At 45.2% G+C, this 19,518-nt stretch carries 21 protein-coding genes; 15 read left to right on the top strand and 6 right to left on the bottom strand.

Translation table 11 applies throughout. The annotated features are described in order from the left end of the window. Window positions 1-113 precede the first annotated feature (113 nt). The 9 genes from ACO0K1_RS03380 (at window position 114) to ACO0K1_RS03340 (ending at window position 6,971) form a co-directional block, all read left to right on the top strand. The gene (locus ACO0K1_RS03380; RefSeq protein WP_423022694.1) at window positions 114-1,067 is read left to right on the top strand and encodes a DnaJ C-terminal domain-containing protein; all 954 of its coding nucleotides are present in this window, start codon (window positions 114-116) and stop codon (window positions 1,065-1,067) included. Next, window positions 1,064-1,444, top strand: coding sequence for a chaperone modulator CbpM (locus ACO0K1_RS03375; RefSeq protein WP_423022692.1), 381 nt, complete (start codon window positions 1,064-1,066; stop codon window positions 1,442-1,444). The genes ACO0K1_RS03380 and ACO0K1_RS03375 overlap by 4 nt, the downstream gene beginning before the upstream one ends. Window positions 1,445-1,777: 333 nt before the next feature. Further along, window positions 1,778-2,122, top strand: a complete 345-nt coding sequence (locus tag ACO0K1_RS03370; RefSeq protein ID WP_423022690.1) for a hypothetical protein — start codon at window positions 1,778-1,780, stop codon at window positions 2,120-2,122. A gap of 197 nt (window positions 2,123-2,319) precedes the next feature. After that, complete coding sequence (locus tag ACO0K1_RS03365) at window positions 2,320-3,438, top strand: MlaE family ABC transporter permease (protein ID WP_423022688.1); 1,119 nt, start codon at window positions 2,320-2,322, stop codon at window positions 3,436-3,438. After that, window positions 3,438-4,334: an ABC transporter ATP-binding protein gene (locus ACO0K1_RS03360; RefSeq protein ID WP_423022686.1), complete on the top strand. Its 897-nt coding sequence runs from the start codon at window positions 3,438-3,440 to the stop codon at window positions 4,332-4,334. The genes ACO0K1_RS03365 and ACO0K1_RS03360 overlap by 1 nt, the downstream gene beginning before the upstream one ends. Window positions 4,335-4,339: 5 nt before the next feature. After that, window positions 4,340-5,290, top strand: coding sequence for an MlaD family protein (locus ACO0K1_RS03355; RefSeq protein WP_423022684.1), 951 nt, complete (start codon window positions 4,340-4,342; stop codon window positions 5,288-5,290). Continuing rightward, window positions 5,287-5,907: an ABC-type transport auxiliary lipoprotein family protein gene (locus ACO0K1_RS03350; RefSeq protein WP_423022682.1), complete on the top strand. Its 621-nt coding sequence runs from the start codon at window positions 5,287-5,289 to the stop codon at window positions 5,905-5,907. The genes ACO0K1_RS03355 and ACO0K1_RS03350 overlap by 4 nt, the downstream gene beginning before the upstream one ends. A 226-nt stretch (window positions 5,908-6,133) precedes the next feature. Next, window positions 6,134-6,643: a Spy/CpxP family protein refolding chaperone gene (locus ACO0K1_RS03345; protein WP_423022680.1), complete on the top strand. Its 510-nt coding sequence runs from the start codon at window positions 6,134-6,136 to the stop codon at window positions 6,641-6,643. Window positions 6,644-6,674: 31 nt separating this feature from the next. Then, window positions 6,675-6,971: a hypothetical protein gene (locus ACO0K1_RS03340; RefSeq protein WP_423022678.1), complete on the top strand. Its 297-nt coding sequence runs from the start codon at window positions 6,675-6,677 to the stop codon at window positions 6,969-6,971. 168 nt (window positions 6,972-7,139) lie between these two features. On the opposite strand, the gene ACO0K1_RS03335 is transcribed toward ACO0K1_RS03340, so the two are convergent. Genes ACO0K1_RS03335 through wrbA form a run of 4 tightly spaced genes read right to left on the bottom strand, consistent with a single transcriptional unit; the run spans window position 7,140 to window position 10,043 of the window. Further along, window positions 7,140-7,634 (bottom strand): hypothetical protein, encoded by a 495-nt coding sequence (locus ACO0K1_RS03335; protein WP_423022676.1) that lies wholly within the window; start codon window positions 7,632-7,634, stop codon window positions 7,140-7,142. 16 nt (window positions 7,635-7,650) lie between these two features. Beyond that, entirely contained in the window at window positions 7,651-9,057 is a 1,407-nt protein-coding gene (locus tag ACO0K1_RS03330) for an FAD-binding oxidoreductase (protein WP_423022674.1), read from the bottom strand. A 6-nt stretch (window positions 9,058-9,063) separates the two neighbouring features. After that, entirely contained in the window at window positions 9,064-9,435 is a 372-nt protein-coding gene (locus ACO0K1_RS03325; RefSeq protein WP_423022672.1) for a DUF2069 domain-containing protein, read from the bottom strand. Then, complete coding sequence (gene wrbA, locus ACO0K1_RS03320) at window positions 9,432-10,043, bottom strand: NAD(P)H:quinone oxidoreductase (protein ID WP_423022670.1); 612 nt, start codon at window positions 10,041-10,043, stop codon at window positions 9,432-9,434. The genes ACO0K1_RS03325 and wrbA overlap by 4 nt, the downstream gene beginning before the upstream one ends. Window positions 10,044-10,115: 72 nt before the next feature. Between wrbA and ACO0K1_RS03315 the strand changes: the two genes are divergently transcribed. Together ACO0K1_RS03315 and ACO0K1_RS03310 are read left to right on the top strand one after the other, a co-directional pair. Beyond that, on the top strand, window positions 10,116-11,375 hold the full coding sequence (locus ACO0K1_RS03315; protein ID WP_423022668.1) for a YihY family inner membrane protein: 1,260 nt from the start codon (window positions 10,116-10,118) through the stop codon (window positions 11,373-11,375). Further along, on the top strand, window positions 11,372-12,424 hold the full coding sequence (locus tag ACO0K1_RS03310) for a GNAT family N-acetyltransferase (RefSeq protein WP_423022666.1): 1,053 nt from the start codon (window positions 11,372-11,374) through the stop codon (window positions 12,422-12,424). The genes ACO0K1_RS03315 and ACO0K1_RS03310 overlap by 4 nt, the downstream gene beginning before the upstream one ends. Before the next feature lie 18 nt (window positions 12,425-12,442). Here ACO0K1_RS03310 and ACO0K1_RS03305 read toward each other — a convergent pair whose 3' ends face one another. Both ACO0K1_RS03305 and ACO0K1_RS03300 read right to left on the bottom strand, forming a co-directional pair. After that, window positions 12,443-13,804 (bottom strand): undecaprenyl-phosphate glucose phosphotransferase, encoded by a 1,362-nt coding sequence (locus ACO0K1_RS03305; RefSeq protein WP_423022733.1) that lies wholly within the window; start codon window positions 13,802-13,804, stop codon window positions 12,443-12,445. Between the two features lie 83 nt (window positions 13,805-13,887). Beyond that, window positions 13,888-14,790 (bottom strand): glycosyltransferase, encoded by a 903-nt coding sequence (locus tag ACO0K1_RS03300; RefSeq protein WP_423022664.1) that lies wholly within the window; start codon window positions 14,788-14,790, stop codon window positions 13,888-13,890. 265 nt (window positions 14,791-15,055) lie between these two features. Between ACO0K1_RS03300 and ACO0K1_RS03295 the strand changes: the two genes are divergently transcribed. The 4 genes from ACO0K1_RS03295 to ACO0K1_RS03280 are packed head-to-tail and all read left to right on the top strand — an operon-like array spanning window position 15,056 to window position 19,517. Beyond that, window positions 15,056-16,171: an SLBB domain-containing protein gene (locus ACO0K1_RS03295; RefSeq protein ID WP_423022662.1), complete on the top strand. Its 1,116-nt coding sequence runs from the start codon at window positions 15,056-15,058 to the stop codon at window positions 16,169-16,171. Window positions 16,172-16,179: 8 nt separating this feature from the next. After that, entirely contained in the window at window positions 16,180-17,589 is a 1,410-nt protein-coding gene (locus ACO0K1_RS03290) for a Wzz/FepE/Etk N-terminal domain-containing protein (RefSeq protein ID WP_423022660.1), read from the top strand. 20 nt (window positions 17,590-17,609) lie between these two features. Continuing rightward, window positions 17,610-18,578 (top strand): polysaccharide biosynthesis tyrosine autokinase, encoded by a 969-nt coding sequence (locus ACO0K1_RS03285; RefSeq protein ID WP_423022658.1) that lies wholly within the window; start codon window positions 17,610-17,612, stop codon window positions 18,576-18,578. A 3-nt stretch (window positions 18,579-18,581) separates the two neighbouring features. Further along, window positions 18,582-19,517 (top strand): glycosyltransferase, encoded by a 936-nt coding sequence (locus tag ACO0K1_RS03280; protein WP_423022656.1) that lies wholly within the window; start codon window positions 18,582-18,584, stop codon window positions 19,515-19,517. The last annotated feature ends 1 nt before the right edge of the window (window position 19,518 follow it).

Here is a 19,518-nt window from a genome sequence, read left to right as displayed (position 1 = left end):
ATGATTAAGGCTAGACGAAGATTCTCGTTTGCATAGAAAGACGGTTATGTTAATGCAGAGTACAAAGTCTAGCCATTTTCTAATGCGGATGACTACCACGAAGCAGGAATCCCGTGAAATATAAAGACTATTACCAGGTTCTGGGTGTGCCACGCTCAGCCAATGCGTCAGAGATAAAAAAAGCCTATCGACAATTAGCGCATCAGTACCATCCCGATATCTCTAAAGATCCGGCAGGTGAAGAAAAATTTAAGGAAGTTGCGGAAGCCTACGCCATTCTGAAAAGTAAAGATAAAAAGGCAGAATATGATGGTTTAGGGCAACCAGAAACTGGGAATCAATTCACCCCACCACCGCGATGGCAAAATGAATTTTCGAGCCAGGCAGATTCTTTTGATGATGTCGATTTATCTGATATTTTCAAGGCATTCAATCGTTCCAGGAACGGCGCTGGCGGTCATCGAAAACCTGGTGCAATACATGGTGATGATTATTCGGTCAACATCAGTGTTGGTCTCGAAAAAGTATTATTTGGTGGTGAGACAGATGTCACCGTTGAGCTACCGGCCTATGATGAACATGGCTTGCCACATAGAGCACCACATACCTTCAGGATTCAGATACCGAAAGGCGCAATGGAAGGCCAGCGACTCCGCCTTGCAGGCAAAGGTGGACTCGGTGTTAATGGTGGGGAGAACGGCGATTTATATATCAAAATCCATATCCTATCTGATCCTATTTTTCGCGTTACTGGTCGAGATATATACTTTGACCTACCAATTTCGCCAGCTGAGGCCGCTTTAGGTGATGGTGTAGAAATTGCCTTTTTTAAGACAGTTCTGACGCTGCAAATCAAAGCGGGCACTTGCTCAGGTCAGCGTTTACGATTGGCCAGAAAAGGTCTCCCTGCAGGAAAAGCCGGTGAATCTGTCCCTGGTGATTTGTATGCGGTAATACAAATTGTTGTTCCTAAAAATTTGACTGAGGTTCAGCGCACTCTCTACGCCCAATTAGCCACTGTGACCGAAAAACCAATGCGTGATTTTAATGTCGTGGAGGCAAGATGAAAATGAAGCATACAGGTAATCTTCCTGAACGTCCTGTTGAACAAGATAAATTAATCTGTAATGCCTATTATTTGATGGAAGTCTCTGGCTTATCCGACATAGAGATTGATGCGCTTATTGAACATGATTTACTAACGCCCCTTAAAAGCGAGAACAATGATGGTGTGAATTATCGTACGGGTGAGACCCTGCATTTTGCGTTGCATGCGGTGTTTTTTGCTACCTGTGCTCGTAGATTACGGGATGACTTTGAGCTTGATTGCAATGGTCTGATTCTCGCATTGAATCTGATGCGACGTATTGATAGTCTTCAGGAAGAACTGCGCTTCGTTCGCGCATGTTCACCAAGCCTTCCCTTTTATTCTGATACTGATTAATACCGAAATATGTTCGTCACCGTACTGTTACGCAAGCATTTAAAACATATCATTTTTACTTCGGAAATAAGAAATAACTTGTTGATCAGTAAAGAGGATTTTTTTTGAATATTGATCTCTATCTATAAAGCAAAAATCAATTGAATAAATCGACAAGCATTTTAAGTTAATCCGAACTACCGGGGCTGGCGGTCGGGAAACATTCCAGCACCAAATTTGCAAGTGCATTATCAAAACGGCTTATTTCAAAAATGCAATTTTATTTAATGAGTAGATTTCGGTTGCAGAGTTTGACCGACGTTTGACATAAATATTCAATTACATGGAAAAAAAATGACGAATTCTATTCATCTTGAAGCTAAATCAAAAGAGCTCAATTACGACCCTAATCACTTATTAAATACGATGATAAAGAGTCTTCATCTGAAAAATGATGCCGCTTTATCCCGTGCTTTAGAAGTGGCACCGCCGGTAATTAGTAAGATACGGCATCGCCACCTCGCGGTTGGTGCTACGTTGCTTATTCGCATGAATGAAATAAGTGGCGTTGATATTAAAGAATTACGTCGCTTAATGGGCGACAGGCGAAAAAAGTTTCTGAATAACGACTTGTGCTTCGACGCTAATGACGAAACGTCTGACGACAAGGTTCACAATTCATCGGAAGCAGGCCATTAATTGGAATGAGAAGTCTAAGGACTTTGATTTAATGAACGACGCCAGAACCCTCAATTTTTCAGATCAAGGTTTGTTTTGGAACATCGGATAAGATCAACTTTGACCGATTTTTCGTCGTCAGACAATTTGTGAGTTTAGGGACAAAGATCAGGCGTTTTCGCTAAATCGTAGGTAACGACGAATCACTTGGGCAGGCGATGAATTCTTTTACTAAAGTGGCAAACGTTACGCAAATTGCACCTGACGTATTGCAGCTGTCTGGCGTTTGGACGGTTTGTCGCTTGGGAAATGTTCTAAAAGAACTTGACCGACTTCTGAGTGTATCCAGAAAAAATGTGCAATTGGATGCGAAATCGGTAGAGAAAATTGACAGTATTGCTGTTTGGGTTCTACAGAAGCGCATTCGACATTTGGAACATAACGGTACTTCAGTCTCCACTTTGAATTGGCCAGCTGCGTATCCGGTGATACTAAAGAGCTTTCCTGCTATAACAAGCCCGTTAGCGCCAGTGACCAGTCATTCTGGATATATAGAACAAATTGGTAAGGCATGTGTTATTTTTTGGCACGGCTTTCTGTCTGTCCTGAGTTTTATTGGAAAAATAAGCACAAGGGTGGGACGGATGATTCGACACCCTGGACAGATTCGGATCATTACAATCATGCACAATCTTCAAATTGCGGGCGTTGACGCGTTAGCAATTGTTGGGTTGACTTCGTTTTTACTCGGCATTGTTATTGCGTATCAAGGTGCTGCGCAACTCAAGCATTATGGCGCCAATATTTTTGTCGTCGAGTTGGTCGGTTACGCCATGCTCCGCGAATTTGCGCCGTTAATGACTGCGATCATTGTTGCTGGGCGATCTGGTTCTTCCTATGCCGCGCAAATAGGCACGATGGTAGTGACTGAAGAAATTGACGCCTTAAACACGATAGGCATTGAGCCTATTGATTTATTGGTGATTCCCAAATTGCTTGCATTGTTATTGGCATTGCCCCTCTTGACGCTATTTGCGGACTTATTTGGTGTATTGGGTGGAATGTTGATGGCGAGTAGCCAACTAGGAGTCAGCCCTAATCAATTTATCACGCGCTTTCAAAGCGAAATACCTCTCGCAACGCTCATCATTGGTATCGGTAAATCGTTTCTTTTTGCTATGACAATTGTGGTCATAAGTTGTTATCAGGGCTTCTTAACGAAAGCAAACGCAGACAGCGTGGGACAGCAGACCACACGCAGTGTCGTGCAATCCATTTTCATTGTCATTGTGCTTGATGCGGGGTTTTCCGTGGTCTTTAATTTATTGGATCTTTGATGTCGAGCGCGAACGTAAGCAAGGATCGACCGGGTGAGATTGATGACAATGTCATTGAGATGCAGCAGGTGTGCACGCGTTTTGGCGAAAAAATTGTTCATAGCGGTATTGATCTGACAGTCCGCCGTGGAGATATTTTCGCCATCGTTGGTGGAAGTGGATCGGGGAAATCGACCTTGTTGCGAGAAATGATTCTGTTGCGTTCTCCAGACTCGGGCTCGGTCAGGGTGCTCGGATACGACCTGGCACATATCGATGAGTCGGGTACGATCGATTTACGTCAGCGATGCGGCGTCATGTTCCAAAAAGGAGGGCTATTTGCTACTTTGACGGTGAGTGAAAATATAGGTTTGCCGCTAAGGGAGCACAGTTCGCTAGACGATGACAGTATTATCGAACTCTCAGATTGGAAGTTAAGCCAAACGGGTTTGCCGCCAGAAACTGCTCAACTTTATCCATCCGAACTCAGTGGCGGTATGTTGAAACGAGCCGCTATGGCAAGAGCATTGGCATTGGATCCTGAATTGCTGTTTTTAGACGAGCCCACTGCCGGACTTGATCCCGCAAATGGCGACGGCATCGACAATCTAATTCTTCAATTACACAAATTGTACCAACCTACTATTGTAATGATCACGCATGATTTGGATTTGCTGTGGCAAGTTACGCATCAAGTTGCCGTCATTGCTGAAGGAAAAATCATTGCTGTTGGTTCTATGGAGGAATTATCTAAGATGTCTCATCCCGCTATCCGCGTGTATTTTGATGGTGCGCGTGGAAGGTCGGCACAATTGCAGCCACAGCCACAGCCACAGCCACAGCCACAGCCACAGTCACAGCCACAGCCACAGCCACAGCCAATCGCTTCAGTGCCCAAAGTTGGTACGGTTCAGTGAACACCATGGAAAAAAAAGTAAACTATATTGCTGTTGGCCTATTTGTCTTAGTTCTTGGCGCCATGTTGATTATTGCCGTACTCTGGCTTTCTGTCGGATTACAACAGCGTGAAAAACCTATTTTGTATTTGTCTATCGTCAATGAATCAGTGGCTGGTCTGAATATAGATGCCCCGGTTAAATACCAAGGTGTGAATGTTGGTAAAGTGCGAAGTATCAGTTTAGATCGAGTGAATCCGCAACAAGTGTTACTGATATTTGCAATCCATCCAGACATTAAAATCAAGGTTGATACTCAGGCAGTCATTGAAACACAGGGGCTGACAGGTATTGCGTATGTTGAGCTCAGTGGGGGCTCGATTAATGCGCCTCTGTTAGCGCGTTTGCCAGGTCAAACTTTCCCACAAATCTTAAGCAAACCTTCTCTTAGTGCACGTCTGGAAAACGTATTGAGTACGGCACTTTCAAGTTTTGATCATACGGCAGCAAGCATCAATGCGTTATTGAATGATGAGAATCGGCACAGATTTAGTCAGATATTAAAGGATATCTCTATCGTGACATCAACCTTGGCAGCGCAAAAAAACAATCTCAGTAACGGGATCAGTAACGCGTCGATTACTGCCGGGCATGCTGCAAAAGTCAGTGCAGAGCTCAGTCCGGTATTAGCGCGCATAAGCGTTAGTGCGGATGCCATTGCCAACATGGCAAATAAGGTTGCCCTTGCGAGCGATAGTACACAAAAAGCGAGTGATGAGATTGGCAGTGGGGCGCATGTATTTCGTGCAGATACCCTTCCTGAATTACAAAATATGATGATGGAATTGAGTGCCCTTTCTGTGTCATTACATCGACTCATCGAACAGACCGAGCGTGATCCAGCTAGTCTGTTACGTGGCCGTAAGACGCCCGCGCCTGACCCGGGAATGGTGCCGCCAACCGCAGATAAGCCATGAAAAACTTTTTGTTAAGCAAACTTATTTTTACGACGTTTTTCGGCTTGCTAGGCTGCACCGTTTTACAACCGGTTTCGCCGCCAGAACTGACGACTTATACTCTTGAGGCTCCTCTGACAAGATTGAATGTCAGGCTACCTGGTTCTGATAAAAGTATCCTGTTAGGTAATATTCGTGCGGATGCAGAGTTGGGTAGTAAGCATATCTTATACAGAAAAAAAGCGTTTCAAATCGATGTTTATCAGCAGAGCCAGTGGCAACAATCGCCCGCGCTGATGCTCTTTCCTGTCGTGACGCGCGCGTTGGAACACAGTGGCCTTTTTGAATTGGTTTTGAAGACGCCGACGCCTATTATTGCGGACTACCGTTTGGATTTGAACATCACTTCTCTTCAGCAAGAATTTACGTCTCATCCAAGTCAAGTCAGGTTCGGTTTGCATGCCTACTTATCTGAGAATAAAACGTCGGTAATACTGGGGGCAAAGGAGTTTGAGGCTGTTGTAGCTAGCCCCTCTGAAGATGCATACGGCGCGGTCATTGCCAGCAATATAGCGGTTGCTCAGGTATTACAGCAACTGACTGAATTTTGTCGCCTGCAAATGTCAATGAACAAATAAAAACGCTTCTATTGTTTTTCATTCATGCTCTTTGTGAGACATCGCACAGACTTGGTCAAACAGAGATGATTGAATGATAGTCAGACTAAACAACGCAAAAATTCCAAATTGCTTCTCAAGATATTCAAAGAAACGATAGATCATTTTTCGATGTTGATGTTTATTTGAAATGGCCTGCATTTTATATTGTCTGTCACTTCACCAATGATCTTTAAAGGAGTACTTTATGAAAAAACTAGCGATAGCACTCGCCTCGACATTGTTGATTACATCAGCATATGCGAAAAGCCCTGTACCTGTACCTGCTTCTACTTCTGCTTCTGCTTCAGCTTCAGCTTCCGCAAAAGCGAGCGTTGCAGAGAGCAATGCTGATCCCATGAGACCCAACTCGAAGCGTGATGCAAATAACGAGAAGCATATAAAGGATTTACACGATAAATTAAAAATCACCGCAGCCGAAGAAACTCTATGGAGCACGGTCGCACAGACCATGCGAGATAACGTGGCAGAGATTGATAAAGCAGTGGATAAACGTGAGTCGCCTATCGGCACTGCAAGTGCGATTGATGATCTCAATGCCTACGCCAATGTGGCACAAGGCCATGCTGATTCCGTGAAAAAATTGGCATTGGCTTTTGCCCCTCTCTATGCGGCAATGTCCGATGCGCAGAAAAAATTGGCTGACGAGGTATTTTTGCAGCGTGGGCACCACAACATGATGTCCAAAGGAAAATAATGTTTGTTAAGTTTTTTATTGAATGAATATCATGAAAATTAAATTAATTTCAGTTATTTTAGGGCTGTTCATTGTCGCCGCTGCTCCGACAGTCAATGCCCAAATCACAATAGGCTTTGGGATAGGCTTTGATAGTTGTGGCTACCCGGATTCTCGCAATTATTCTAACTATCCAGGCAATTATCGACCGTGCCCGGCATATGGCCCTCCGGTAGGCGTATATCTAGGCGACGGAGGCTGGGGTAATGGGCGTCAATTCCGCGGTGGTCGTGATTTTCGGGGCGGACGGGGGGCGCCTCCGCATCGCGAAGGGAGACGAGGTAGATAAATTATGCGATGTCTCTCAGGCTATCAGCAATATCATTGATGTTGTTTAACTGTAGCCTATCGATACTGACTTGCAGGAGGATAATAGCCAATATCAAAGATTGGGGCCTATTGCCTTCTGTGGCTTAGTGATTACTTGCGGAATGTCGATCCACAAACCTGATGAGAACTAATACGCTTTACATATGAGTTCAGCTTTTTCTTTGGCACGTTTTAAATTTAGTTTTGCTTTATTTTCTGTTTTTATACTAGCATTGGCAGCATTCTCATGCGCCCACTTCACCTGTAATTGCGCTTTATCGCACGCTGCTTTGCGTTGCCTTAATTGCGTCAATTGCGTCAATTGTTTGGCGGTAGCTTTATCTTGCTTTTCCTCGTCTTTGATCCTTTGTTTTTGTAATCGGTTCAGCTCCGAATGAGCGTTTTTATCGCGAGCGATCGCAGCTTGTCGTTCCTCTTTTGATGGCGAGGTTGCGGGAGACACTGTGGTGTGTGCTATTTGCTTTTGTTCGGCTGTGCAGGCACTTTGCGTAAATTGAATATGTCCGCCTTTTTCGCATTGATAGACGTCCGCATATGCATCGAAACTGAAGGAAAGGATAGAGATCAAGCAAAACGTCGAAGTGATCTTGTACATGTATTGATTAAATCGTTTTTCGTCCATAAATGGCTCTTTCTTTTTATAAAATTTTTCCGGGATTCATTAAATTTGCCGGATCAAGCGCTTTTTTGATGGATCGCATCATTTCTAATTCGATGGATGATTTGTAGCGAATAAGTTCCGATCGTTTGAGCATGCCAATGCCATGTTCAGCTGATATTGAACCTTTAAATTGATGCACTTGGTCATGTATAAGGCAATTAATTTCGTCTTGATGGACTAAAAAATCAACATCGCTGACATCAGGTGGCGGCGAAATATTGTAATGAAGATTGCCATCACCCATGTGACCAAAACATACGATACGACAGTCTTTAAATTGTTGATCTAGTTCACGACGGGTGACAGACATAAATTCGGGTATGGCTGAGCTGGGGAGGGAAATATCGTGCTTGATATTTTTTCCTTCTAAAGCTTGTGCCATTGAAATATTTTCACGTAACTGCCACAGATGAGTCGATTGCGCGACCGATTCTGCTATGACCGCATCAACAATTATTGCCTCTTGCATGGCACGCTCCAGAACGGTTTCCATCATTGCTCTGGCGTGTTCTTCGGATTCGTGGTCAGATATTTCAAGCAAGACATAATATGAAACCCTTTCTGGAAACGGAAGAGGGATTGCGGGAAAATGTTGATGGACAAGGTCCAGGCATATCGATGAAATCAATTCGAATGTTGTTAGTGCGGGTCCAAACGCATCACGGCTAAAATTAAGTAATGTCAGTGCCGCTTCCGGACTTGTCATTGCCAGAAATGCCGTTTGTGTGGCCTTTGGTTTAGGATGAAGTTTGAGTACTGCCGCGGTGATAATGCCAAGAGTGCCTTCTGCACCGATAAACAGGTCACGCAAATCGTAGCCGGTATTGTCTTTTCGTAGCCCTTTGAGCCCATCCCATATTTCGCCATTTGCCATAACGACTTCCAACCCAAGGCAGAGTTCGCGGCTATTTCCATAACGGAGAACGGCGGTTCCACCTGCATTACTCGATAGATTCCCACCGATCGTGCAACTACCTTCTGATGCTAATGAAAGTGGGAACAGTCGTTCATTGTGATCTGCAATTTGTTGAACCTGAGCTAGTATGCACCCGGCTTCAACGGTGATCGTATTATTGGCGATGTCAACGGCTCTTATTGTGTTTAACCGACGTAAGGATAAGACAATGGCTTTGCCTGAATTGTCGGGCACGCTGCCGAGTACCAATCCGGTATTGCCACCCTGGGGGACAATGCTGACGGCGTATTGCCTGCATAGTTTTACAATTGAGGCTACTTCTGCAGTAGATGCCGGGCGTAAAACAGCCAGGCAACGACCTCGAAAGCGTTGTCGCCATTCAGTCTCATAGCTTTGCACATCGAGATCATCGGTCAAGACAAAGGTGGATCCGATGGCATCACGACAGTCTTGCAGAAATTCATTCATGGATTTTTACGCGTTTTTGCGCGCTTTAGCAGCTTGTTTGAGTGGCCGTAAATAGATCAGGATTGCAGCAAAATAAAGCAGCGATAAGATCGTCTCCAATCCCGCGCAAATAGCTGACAGCGTGACTTTGTCACTGTAAAGTCGCACGCATCCTTCTGTAAAATACAACCAGATGAGCATCGACGTCCATTGCATCGTATAGTTGTCTTTGCGTAGTACGCCGCGTAGAGGCAACAATAAAGGTAAGACTTTTAAGACCATCCACGATCCACCTGGGCGCAAAGGGGCTAGCCACCATTCCCATAAAATACACAGGATAATGAGGGAGCATAATGCGATACAGGCGTACCTATGTGCTTGTTGTTGGCGATGACTCATAGCTTTTGTTGAAGGCGAAGGGCGGTTTCTGCCAAACGTTTGCCCAATGCGATTGCAAGTTTACGACTATCTTCCGAGATTGGATTTTTTCCATCGAGCCCTGACCAGTGGCTTGCTCCATATGGCGTACCGCCCGTACTGGTCGTCATCAGCTCTGCCTCGCTATATGGTATGCCCATTAAGAGCATGCCGTGATGAAGCAAAGGTAGCATCATTGTCAACAAAGTGGATTCTTGTCCACCGTGTAAGCTCCCTGTTGAGGTAAAGACACAGCCAGGTTTGCCAATCAAGGTGCCAGAAAGCCAGTCGGCCGCGGTGCCATCCAAAAAATATTTCATGGCTGCAGCCATATTGCCAAAACGTGTTGGGGAACCCAAGGCCAGTCCGGCGCATTCTTTTAAGTCTGATAACTCAACAAAGGGCGGACCTTCGGACGGGATCTCAGACTCGACCGCTTCAACGGTCGTTGATACGGCAGGCACAGTTCTCAAGCGCGCATCACAGCCCGGTACGCTTTCTACACCTTGGGCAATGTATTCGGCTATTTTGCGAGTGTTACCGTGACGGGAATAAAATAAAACGAGGATCGTAAGGTTGGAAGTATTCATATTGAATATTATATGAGACTTTATGGTCACTCTCTAAGTAAAATAGCGGCAACACATTTTTTTAAGAAATTTATGCGCGGACTGTCGTGGAAGCATTTACAGAACCTTTTTTACTTTGGCTTGCAGCGTTTGCGGGAAGGTCGGTTGCCGCAAGTTGCCGGCAGTTTAACTTTTACTACTGTGTTAGCGTTGGTGCCGATTTTAACTGTCGCACTTGCAATTTTTACTGCTTTCCCTTTATTTAATACTTTCAGAACTTCGCTTGAGGCATATTTCGTCCAAAATCTGATGCCAAAAGGGATTGCCAATACGATTCTTGGTTATCTTACGCAATTTGCCACCAAAGCAACGCGATTATCTGCGGTTGGTGGTGTTGCCCTGATGTTTACGGCGATTGCAACGATGGCCATGATTGATCAGTCATTTAATCAAATTTGGCAGGTGAAACGTGCACGGCCTTTTTTTCAGCGTGTCTTGGTGTATTGGGCGATCGTTACGTTAGGACCGTTCTTGATTGGCGTATCGATTTCAATTACATCTTATCTGTTCACTGCTACGAGTGGCGTAGTTGGTGCTGTTCCTTTTCTTGGTGGTGTTTTTTATACACTGATATCGATCACCTTTACGACTGGCGCTTATACACTGTTGTATTTGACGGTTCCCAATAGAGTGGTGGATTGGCATGATGCTGCCTGGGGGGGATTATTTGCGGGCTGCGCATTTGAAATTGCGAAACGTGGGTTTGCGATTTTTGTGGTTCACTTTCCTACATATACGATCGTTTATGGCGCATTGGCGGCGGTGCCGATTTTCCTGGTCTGGATCTATTTATCCTGGTTGATTACCTTAATTGGCGCGGTGATTGCTGCCGCACTGCCAATTGTAAAGTTCGAACGCTGGTGGCACGTACCCAAGCCGGGTAGCGCATTCGAGGATGCAATGAGGATTCTTCAACTGTTAACACTGGCAAAACATGAAAAAACCGATGCTGTCCTTAGTGTTGCTCAACTTCGTGAAAAAACGCGTTTTGGCATGGATGAAATTGAAGGCTTGTTGCAACGGATGCAGGATGCGGGTTGGGTCGCCAGAATTGTGTCAGATAGCGTCAAAAGCACCGAGACTGTTTGGTGGGCGAAGCGGAATGAAGGAAGTGAATTATGGACCTTAATAGCGAATCCGGCAATGTTAAAAATTGCCGATATATATCGCGTTTTCGTCTTTGAGCCAGTGCACGGTAGTCGCTTGTCGACGGTGATTGAGCTTGCAATGGAAGCTCAACTTCAAGACAATTTACAACAATATTTGCTTAGTCGCGAACAAGAAAACCAATGAAGTTCAGTAAAATAAATTATCGTGAGCTTGATGCTGGTTTGCAGGAAAAATGGCGTCAATTATTGACAAGCTCGGCTATTTTTAACAGTCCGTATTACCAGCCGATGTATTCCTTGATTGTCGGTGAGGCGCGTCCTGATACGCGCATACTTGTAATTGAAGATGCGGGTGAAGTACTTGGATTTCTGCCATATCACAAGAAAAATTCGTTTTCTGCGGAAGTGATTGGTGGCGGTTTGACAGACTATCAAGGTCCTATTTGCTCGCCTCAGGTAGCATTGCCGGCGCGAGAAATATTACGTGCAATGTCCGTAAGTTATATGGGGTTCAACCATATGCCCGTCGAGCGTTCAGATTTTTCGCAGTGCGGCTGGGAGCATAGCCGCTCGCTGACGTTAAACCTCCAGGGTGGTTTTGCAGCTTATGCGCAACGCTTACAAGAGAAACGGGACGCCTCGTTATTAAAGAAAATTGAAACGAGCGAACGTAAGTTGAGCAAAAAACTTGGCGTCTTGCGTTTTTGTATCGATTCACGGGAACCCTTAGAATTTGCGGCGTTGTTGGCGGGAAAATCCGATCAGTTTATCCGCACGCTCGGAGCCGATCATGATATTTTCGCGGTACCTTGGATTCGTTCAGTCGTTGAGGCAATTCAGTTAGAAAAATCGCCCGATTTTGCTGGCGTTTTATCGACACTATATGCTGGTGATACCTTGATTGCAGCGCATTTTGGTATGCGTTCAGCGCATACTTTGCACTATTGGTTTCCCTGGTATGAAACGACGCATGCAGAATTTTCTCCTGGCTTGATTTTATTGGCTGGATGTGCCAGAGAAGCTGCTACGATGGGTCTTAATTTAATAGATTTAGGGCGTGGTGAACAACCCTATAAAGTACGTTTTGCAACCGGGCATCATGACCTGTGTGAGGGTGCCATATCCGCGCCGGCCATCATCAGTAAATCACAAGCTACCTATGTATCGCTGCGCAAGGAATTAAAAAGCTCAGCGCTTGGCCAATATTTACGCAAATTCAAACAAGCTAAATAAACGATGCATGTGGTTCAGTTAGTACGCGTTTTTATCGCCAAACAGAACTTTGACTGTGCGCCACAAAATGACAAAGTCGAGCCAGATTGACCAGTGTTGCAGGTAATAAAGGTCATAATCTACCCGCGCCTGCATTTTTTCAAGTGTATCGGTTTCTCCGCGTAAACCATTGACCTGCGCCCAGCCAGTGATTCCTGGCTTAATTTTGTGGCGGAACATATAACCGTTAACCAATTTTCGATAAAGCTCATTGTGCGCGACGGCATGTGGCCGTGGACCAACCAGGCTCATATCGCCATTGAGTACATTAAACAGTTGAGGCAATTCATCCAGTGATGTCTTACGGATAAAGCTCCCAAATTTTGTGACGCGGATATCCCCAACCGTTGCTTGCACCACGGGCGTATCTTTGGCCGCCATTTTCATGCTACGGAATTTAAAAACGTTGATGGCTTTACCAGCGATACCGTATCGAACTTGTTTGAAAAAAATCGGTCCGGGTGAACTCATTTTCACGCCAATTGCAACTGTTAACATGACGGGCGAGAGCAAAATGAGAGCAATGAAGGCACCAATAAAGTCGATAATTCTCTTCGGTAACGCAGCCAAACCAATAAACGGTGTTTCGACGGACGCCAAAACTGGCCGGCCGGCTAATTCTCGGAGTTGAATTCCAGGCATACCGAAAATCAGAGATTCTGGTACAAAATAAGTCGTTGCCGTGCTGTCATATAAAATTTCCAAAATTTCAGACAGTTCTTCTGGTTCTTTGGTATTCATGCCAATGAAAACAACATCGACCTTAATCTTGCCAGTCTCTGAGTCAAGGAGCCAATTTACTGCATCGCCGAGATCGCCTAGACGGTCGATATTACTCGGGGGGCGCGACACATTGCGATTATCAAAAAAACCGATAACATCAACTGCCGCCAACGGTGAGTCTCTCAGTGAACTAACGAGATCGGCGCAGGCAGAATTTGACCATATTAATATGGCCTTACGTCGCCTCAATGGACTGGCGTAATAGGCGCTTGCGACAACACGGATCAGTAGTGCCATTGCCATCAGAGAGAATGGTGTAATCACCAACCAAAGTAACATGACCTTTCTTGACAGCTGCTCAGATGTTTTTTCTACGTAAGCCGAGAGCAGGACGACCATAAAAACCACGAACCAACGCCAGGTTAACTTCGGTAGTAAAGAGAGAGCATTCCTATCCTGAAGGGAGTTTAGTAGACGATGACTAGAAAAAACAATGATACTGCCCATCGCCGCAATCACAAATCGAATGCTGAATACATCATCGTCGACGTGGCCAACGTATTCTATGATCAAGAATAGCGTCAAACAAATGGCTACGCTAAAAGCGCCACCAGTCATTACAGATAATAAATGCGCAGGTTGTGAAGCATTCGATGGGGAATGGGAGTTGAACATAGTTGATTAATGTGGAACCGTTTTAACTACTTTGTATTAGTTTTAAAAAATAAGGCCTTGATTTGCCCCAATTGCCAACGATGTAAATGTTCTCTGAACTCCGGGTTGTCATATCTTGGCGCCTGCCTGATTGCTGCGCCAAGGTAGCCCGCAATAATCAATAAGCCGCCAATAATAAAAGGCTTTTCGCGCATTCTGAAAATACCGGAGGCAACGGCATATAACGGGTGATAACCCATAAACCAAATGCCGCGACCCCATCGTAGTCTTCCGCGATAAACGTTTTTGTCGGACGAACCCATAAGCCTGTGATGCATCAGAATCGCATCCGGGTGATAGAAGCTTTTGGTTTCCCAGCCTTTCATGCGCGCCGTGTGAACGTCAATTCCATCCCAAAGCACTTCTTCTACAAAACCACCAATTTGCTCAAAAGCCTCACGCCGATATAGCTTGAACTGACCCGCGACGTGTTCATCGATAATGATCTCTTCAACACGATTGCCATTCTCTTCACGGAATACTTTCCCCGATACTGCAGCTAATTTTTGTGTGTTTTGAAACTGTTCAAACATTATTTCCAGATAGCGTGGTCCGAAAGACATGTCGCCATCTAGTTTGGCAATATATTGATAATCAGTGTGTTGAATTTGCGACACACCGAATTTAAAAGCCGCTACTACGCCGCCGCCCACCTTACGAAATCCGCGATCGGGCCGTTTTACTAGTCTGATAAACGGATATTTAGCAGCGTATTCCTGCACAATCTCCGCCGTATTGTCTTGTGATCCATCGTCAACAATGATCCACTCAACGGGAATTACAGTTTGTTGCGCCATCGACTCCAAGGTCAATCTGATCAGATCAGCTTCATCCCGGACTGGGGCGATGATTACCAATGGTACCTGTTTCTTTATTGGATCTGTGCTCACAGAAATTCCAGTCGAATGAGTGTTGTCAAATTGATTATTTGTCATTTGTGCATTTTCCAATTTTTTGCGTAATGGTAGCTTAGCCGACGAAGGGTGACAATTTATCGATGGTTAATTATTGTTATGCCACATTAATTTCCATAATGGAATTAGATATACTTGCACTCTTTTGTTTGTATGACAAAAAAATGTCACTCTTTTTGTTGTAGCAAGATAAAATAAACTGTTTTTCTCACATACTTGGTTTTCAATGATTTTTGACACTATGCCTAAGTTGAGCTTGAAATTTCCAGGTTTTTGTTTCACTGGGGCGTTTTTACTCTTGTTTTCGGTCAATTTGATGGCACAAGAGGCGCAAAACAACGGTTCAACCCAGTTGAAAATAGAGCAAAGTTTGACCGGTTTGGTGGCAGCGTCCTATTTTCCGCCTGTTGCTAATATGCCCGCGACCACAACGAACAATAATAGTGATCGTTACATCGCCACGGTTAAAAGCAATAATGGTGTCAATGATGTCAATCCGGTAGTCGTACCTGTTAATCCGGTGTTACCTGCCACAACGGTTGTTCCTGTCGAGACTCAAGCTGCCCCAGTGACGAATGTTGTCGCTGCCACAGTCAAACATACTGAAACGACTGAGCCGCAAAATGACGTAGTTGGCGAGGGTGATCAGTTGCTAGTAACGGTGTTTGGCCAGCCTGACTTAAGTGCAGATATTATCGTAGGTGCAAACGGCAGTATTACCTTGCCTTTGGTTGGCACCATTGATGTAAAGGGTAAAACGGGGGCGGAAGTAGCTGCTGCCTTTGCTAACAAACTTCAACAGGGGCAGTACTTGGTTAATCCCAAGGTCTCCGTTAAAGTTGCTCAGCAAGTCAGCCGTAGTTTTTCAGTGCTTGGTGAAGTCGCGCGTCCAGGTCGTTTTATTTTACAAGGCACCTTGAGTGTCCTGGATGCATTAAGTCTGGCTGGAGGTGTTACACCGCGTGCGGACAAGAATTTAAAGGTTTTACGTCGGGCAGGGCAGGATGGTAAAGCAGAACTCGTTGAATACGCTAGCATTCATTTAGACTTTGATAGCGATAAGAGCAACGGTCAATTTATGCAAAAAGTGCTTCCTAACGATGTTCTCATCGTTGGACAGCTGAAAAACTTTTATGTGTACGGTGAAGTTCGGCGCCCCGGTTCTTATCCGATGGAAGACGATCTGAATGTGATGCGAGTGATTTCTATCGGTGGTGGCGTCACTGATAGGGGAAGTACTTCACGAATCATTATTCATCGTAAGTTACCTGGTGGTGAACTAAAAGAGATTTCCGCTCGCATCTCAGATGTTGTACTTCCTGGTGATGTCGTATTTATTAACGAACGCATTTTTTAAAACTGCCGATGCGAAGTTCTCCAACCGAATTAATTCTTTCTTTTACGCAAATAGGTGCGATGCTGCGCGCCAGGAGGAAATTAATTTTAACCATTACTGTTGTAGCGGTCGTCATTGCTGGTGTCGTCAGTTTTTTGTTGCCGAAAACCTACATCGCGAGTGCGAATATTTATATCGATTATCGGATTAATGACCCGATTAGTGGTCGCCAATTTAACCCAGTACAAGACGAAAGTTATCTCGAAACACAATTTGATGTTATCAAGAGTGTCCAGGTTGCTGAAAGAGTTATTGATGCTCTGCGTTTGCAAGATACTGAAGATTTTAGAACTTTAGTACGTAAATTTGGCGAGCAGCGATCATTGCGCTTGTTGGCGGAGTCGATCACGCAGCATGTGGAAGTGTCGCCGCACAAAAATAGCCGTGTGGTCGAGGTTCAATATTCCTCGCATAATCCACAAGAGGCCAAAGATATCACCAATGCTATCGTAAAGTCGTATATTGATCTCTCATTGGAAATGATGAACGCTCCCGCCCGTGCGCGTAAGGATCAGTACAATGCACAGTTGGAAACACTCAGCCGTCAGATTGATGAAATTCAGAAAAAATTAACCAGTTATCAGCAAGAGTTTCAAATCGTTGATGTGGATGAACGTGCTGATCTCGATTCCCGCCAAATGAGTGCGCTGAGTGCGCGTATCCTTGATGTGCAATTATTACGCGTTGAGGCACAGGCCAGGAAACATTCTCTTGATGGCCTCGTGAAGCAGGGAAATATTAGCTCCGACCTCCCTGAGGTCGCTGCCGCTGGCAATATTTCCGGAATTAAAGCAGCATTGATTGCGCTCGACTCTCAGTTGGCGAATGCACAGTCAACGTTAGGACCCCGACATCCAAAATACATCGCAATACAGGAAGAACGCCAGGCCTTGCTGACGAAATTGAAACGCGAGTCCTCAACGGCGGTCGATTCGATGCAGTCGGTCGAGAGTCGCCTCGCTCATCAACAAAAGGTGATGGAAGAAGAGCTGGCAAATTATCAGAAAAAGACTTTTGAGAACAAAAAACATCGGGACGTCATCAGTTCTTATCAGCGTCAATTAGATAGTGTGCAGAAAATCTACAACGCGGCGATTCAGAAATTTGATGAATTGCTGATGACAAGTAATGTCGCCATTTCTGATGCTACCGTCATGCAGTGGGCTGAAGTTCCTGAAAAGCATGCGAAGCCACTCCTTAGAAATAATCTTATTTTCGGACTCATCGGTGGTCTCATGTTTGCTCTGAGTCTGGCATTTTTGCTTGAGTTACTGAATAGAAGAGTGCGTTGTGCAGAGGATCTTGAGCGAGAATTTGATGTGCCGGTGATTGCTCAAATTGGGTTTGATGAGGCGCTCTCAGTGTCCGGACGCTTATAAAACAAGAGGCAAAAAAGATAATGACAATGTCGGAACCGGACAACCTGCAAAAACCAACAGCCTTACCGCCAAAAATTGGTCGTTTGGGCGATCTGTTTTTAGAAAAAGGATTGTTGACTTCTCAGCAGGTAGAGCAAATTGCCGCAGAACAGAGGCAAAAGAAACTGCGTTTCGGTGATGCGGCGCTCAGTCTGGGTTTTCTGAGTCAAGCAGAAATTGATTCAGCGCTCGGTGAACAGTTTGGTTTTGGCACCAAGGAATTGTTCAATGGTTCGGCTGACGAAAAATTGCGGTTCTTTCATTTTCCGTTTTCTAAGGAGTCTGAAGAAATCAGGCGTTTGCGAAGCGAACTGCTTTTAAAGTTCAGTTCAGCCGATAGAATTAATGTAGCGCTTGTGAGTGCTGGCTCAAATGAAGGTAAATCCTACATGGCAGCAAGTCTCGCCATTGCTCTCTCTCAGGTAGGTCGTCGCACACTACTGATTGACGCGGATTTGCGCACCGGTGATCTTCATTCTTTGTTTGCGCTGGGTGCGCCGGATGGGTTGTCTTCAGTACTAGCCGGACGTATAGCACTCGCCGATGCGCTGATTCCATTAATGCCTAATTTGCAGATTTTACCCGCGGGGCCACGCGTTCCTAATCCACTGGAAATTTTACGTGTGCCGCGTATTCGCGAATTACTCGATAGCTGCAGCGAGAATTTCGATGCGGTCGTGCTGGATACTTACTCGTCTTCTCTGGCCTCAGATGCACAGATGGTCGCGCATCAGGTGGGGTTCGTTTTGCTGATGGCTCAAAAAGATGTCACTTTACTCAGTGACCTCAGGCAAACGAAAAGCGATATGCAAGCAGCTGGTGTCGAGGTGATCGGGACGGTGTTTAATCAATTTGAGTCAAAATCTGCTCGATCCAATGCAGGAGTGATCCCACGCTTGATGACTTGGTTTGGTCGTTTGTTTCATCGTCGTCCTGCTCATATTTCATAACGTATGATTTCTGTCAGCGTTTGTATTTGCACCTTTCGTCGACCAGAAATGCTACGTCGCTTATTGACTGCGGTGTTTTCTCAGGAGCTGCCTGGGGCTCAGCTCAACGTTGTTGTTGTCGATAATGACCATCTACAAAGTGCGTCTGTTGTTTTGGCCGAAATGGTGAAAGCCTATCCTGATCGCTTAAAATGCTTGGCGTTAAGTGAGTCGAATATTTCCCTTGCACGAAATGCGGCAATTCGCTCTGCCACCGGCGAATGGATATGCATGGTTGACGATGATGAATGTCCAGATGTTGACTGGCTAGCACATCTATTTAAAACCCAGCAGCAATATCAGGCAGACGTTATTTTCGCACCTGTTATTCCAGAATATGCGCCGGGTGTACCAGCATGGGTTATCAACGGCGGTTATTTTGATCGTCGTCGTTTGCCAACGGGAACACTCATCGACGATAAAAATGCCCGTAGCGGCAACGTGTTGGTCAGACGAAAGTTGTTAGATCAAGTGATGCCGTCAGGAAAAGCAGGACCCTTCGATCCAGCCTTTGGTAAATCGGGAGGTGAAGATAGTATGTTGTTCCGTGCCTTGGGGTCTGTCGGGGCGAAAATGGTATGGTGCGATGAAGCGCCGGTTACTGAAGTGGTGCCGGTCGAACGTGCGACGGCATCCTGGTTATTGCAACGTTCTTTCAGAACCGGTCAACTTTTCATGCGCACAGAATTAGCGATGTTTTCCGGCTATCATGTGTGGACTCGTGGTGCTTGGTTAGCAATCAGGGCAATCGTGCAGATGATTATTGCATTTGTTCTGACTATAGTGCTCGGTGTGTTCGCGCCATTGAAAGCATTTTATTGGGCCAGGTTGGGGTTTTCTCAGCTAGGTAAGTTAAATCATTTTCGTGGTGTTGTCGCGCACGTTTATGGCGATAAGTAGA

Origin of the sequence: Undibacterium sp. SXout20W, from assembly GCF_049340285.1 — a bacterium.
In the GTDB taxonomy this organism is placed as follows: Bacteria; Pseudomonadota; Gammaproteobacteria; order Burkholderiales; family Burkholderiaceae_D; genus Undibacterium.
Note: the sequence above shows the minus strand (reverse complement) of the source record. Positions and strands in the feature narration are given on the sequence as shown.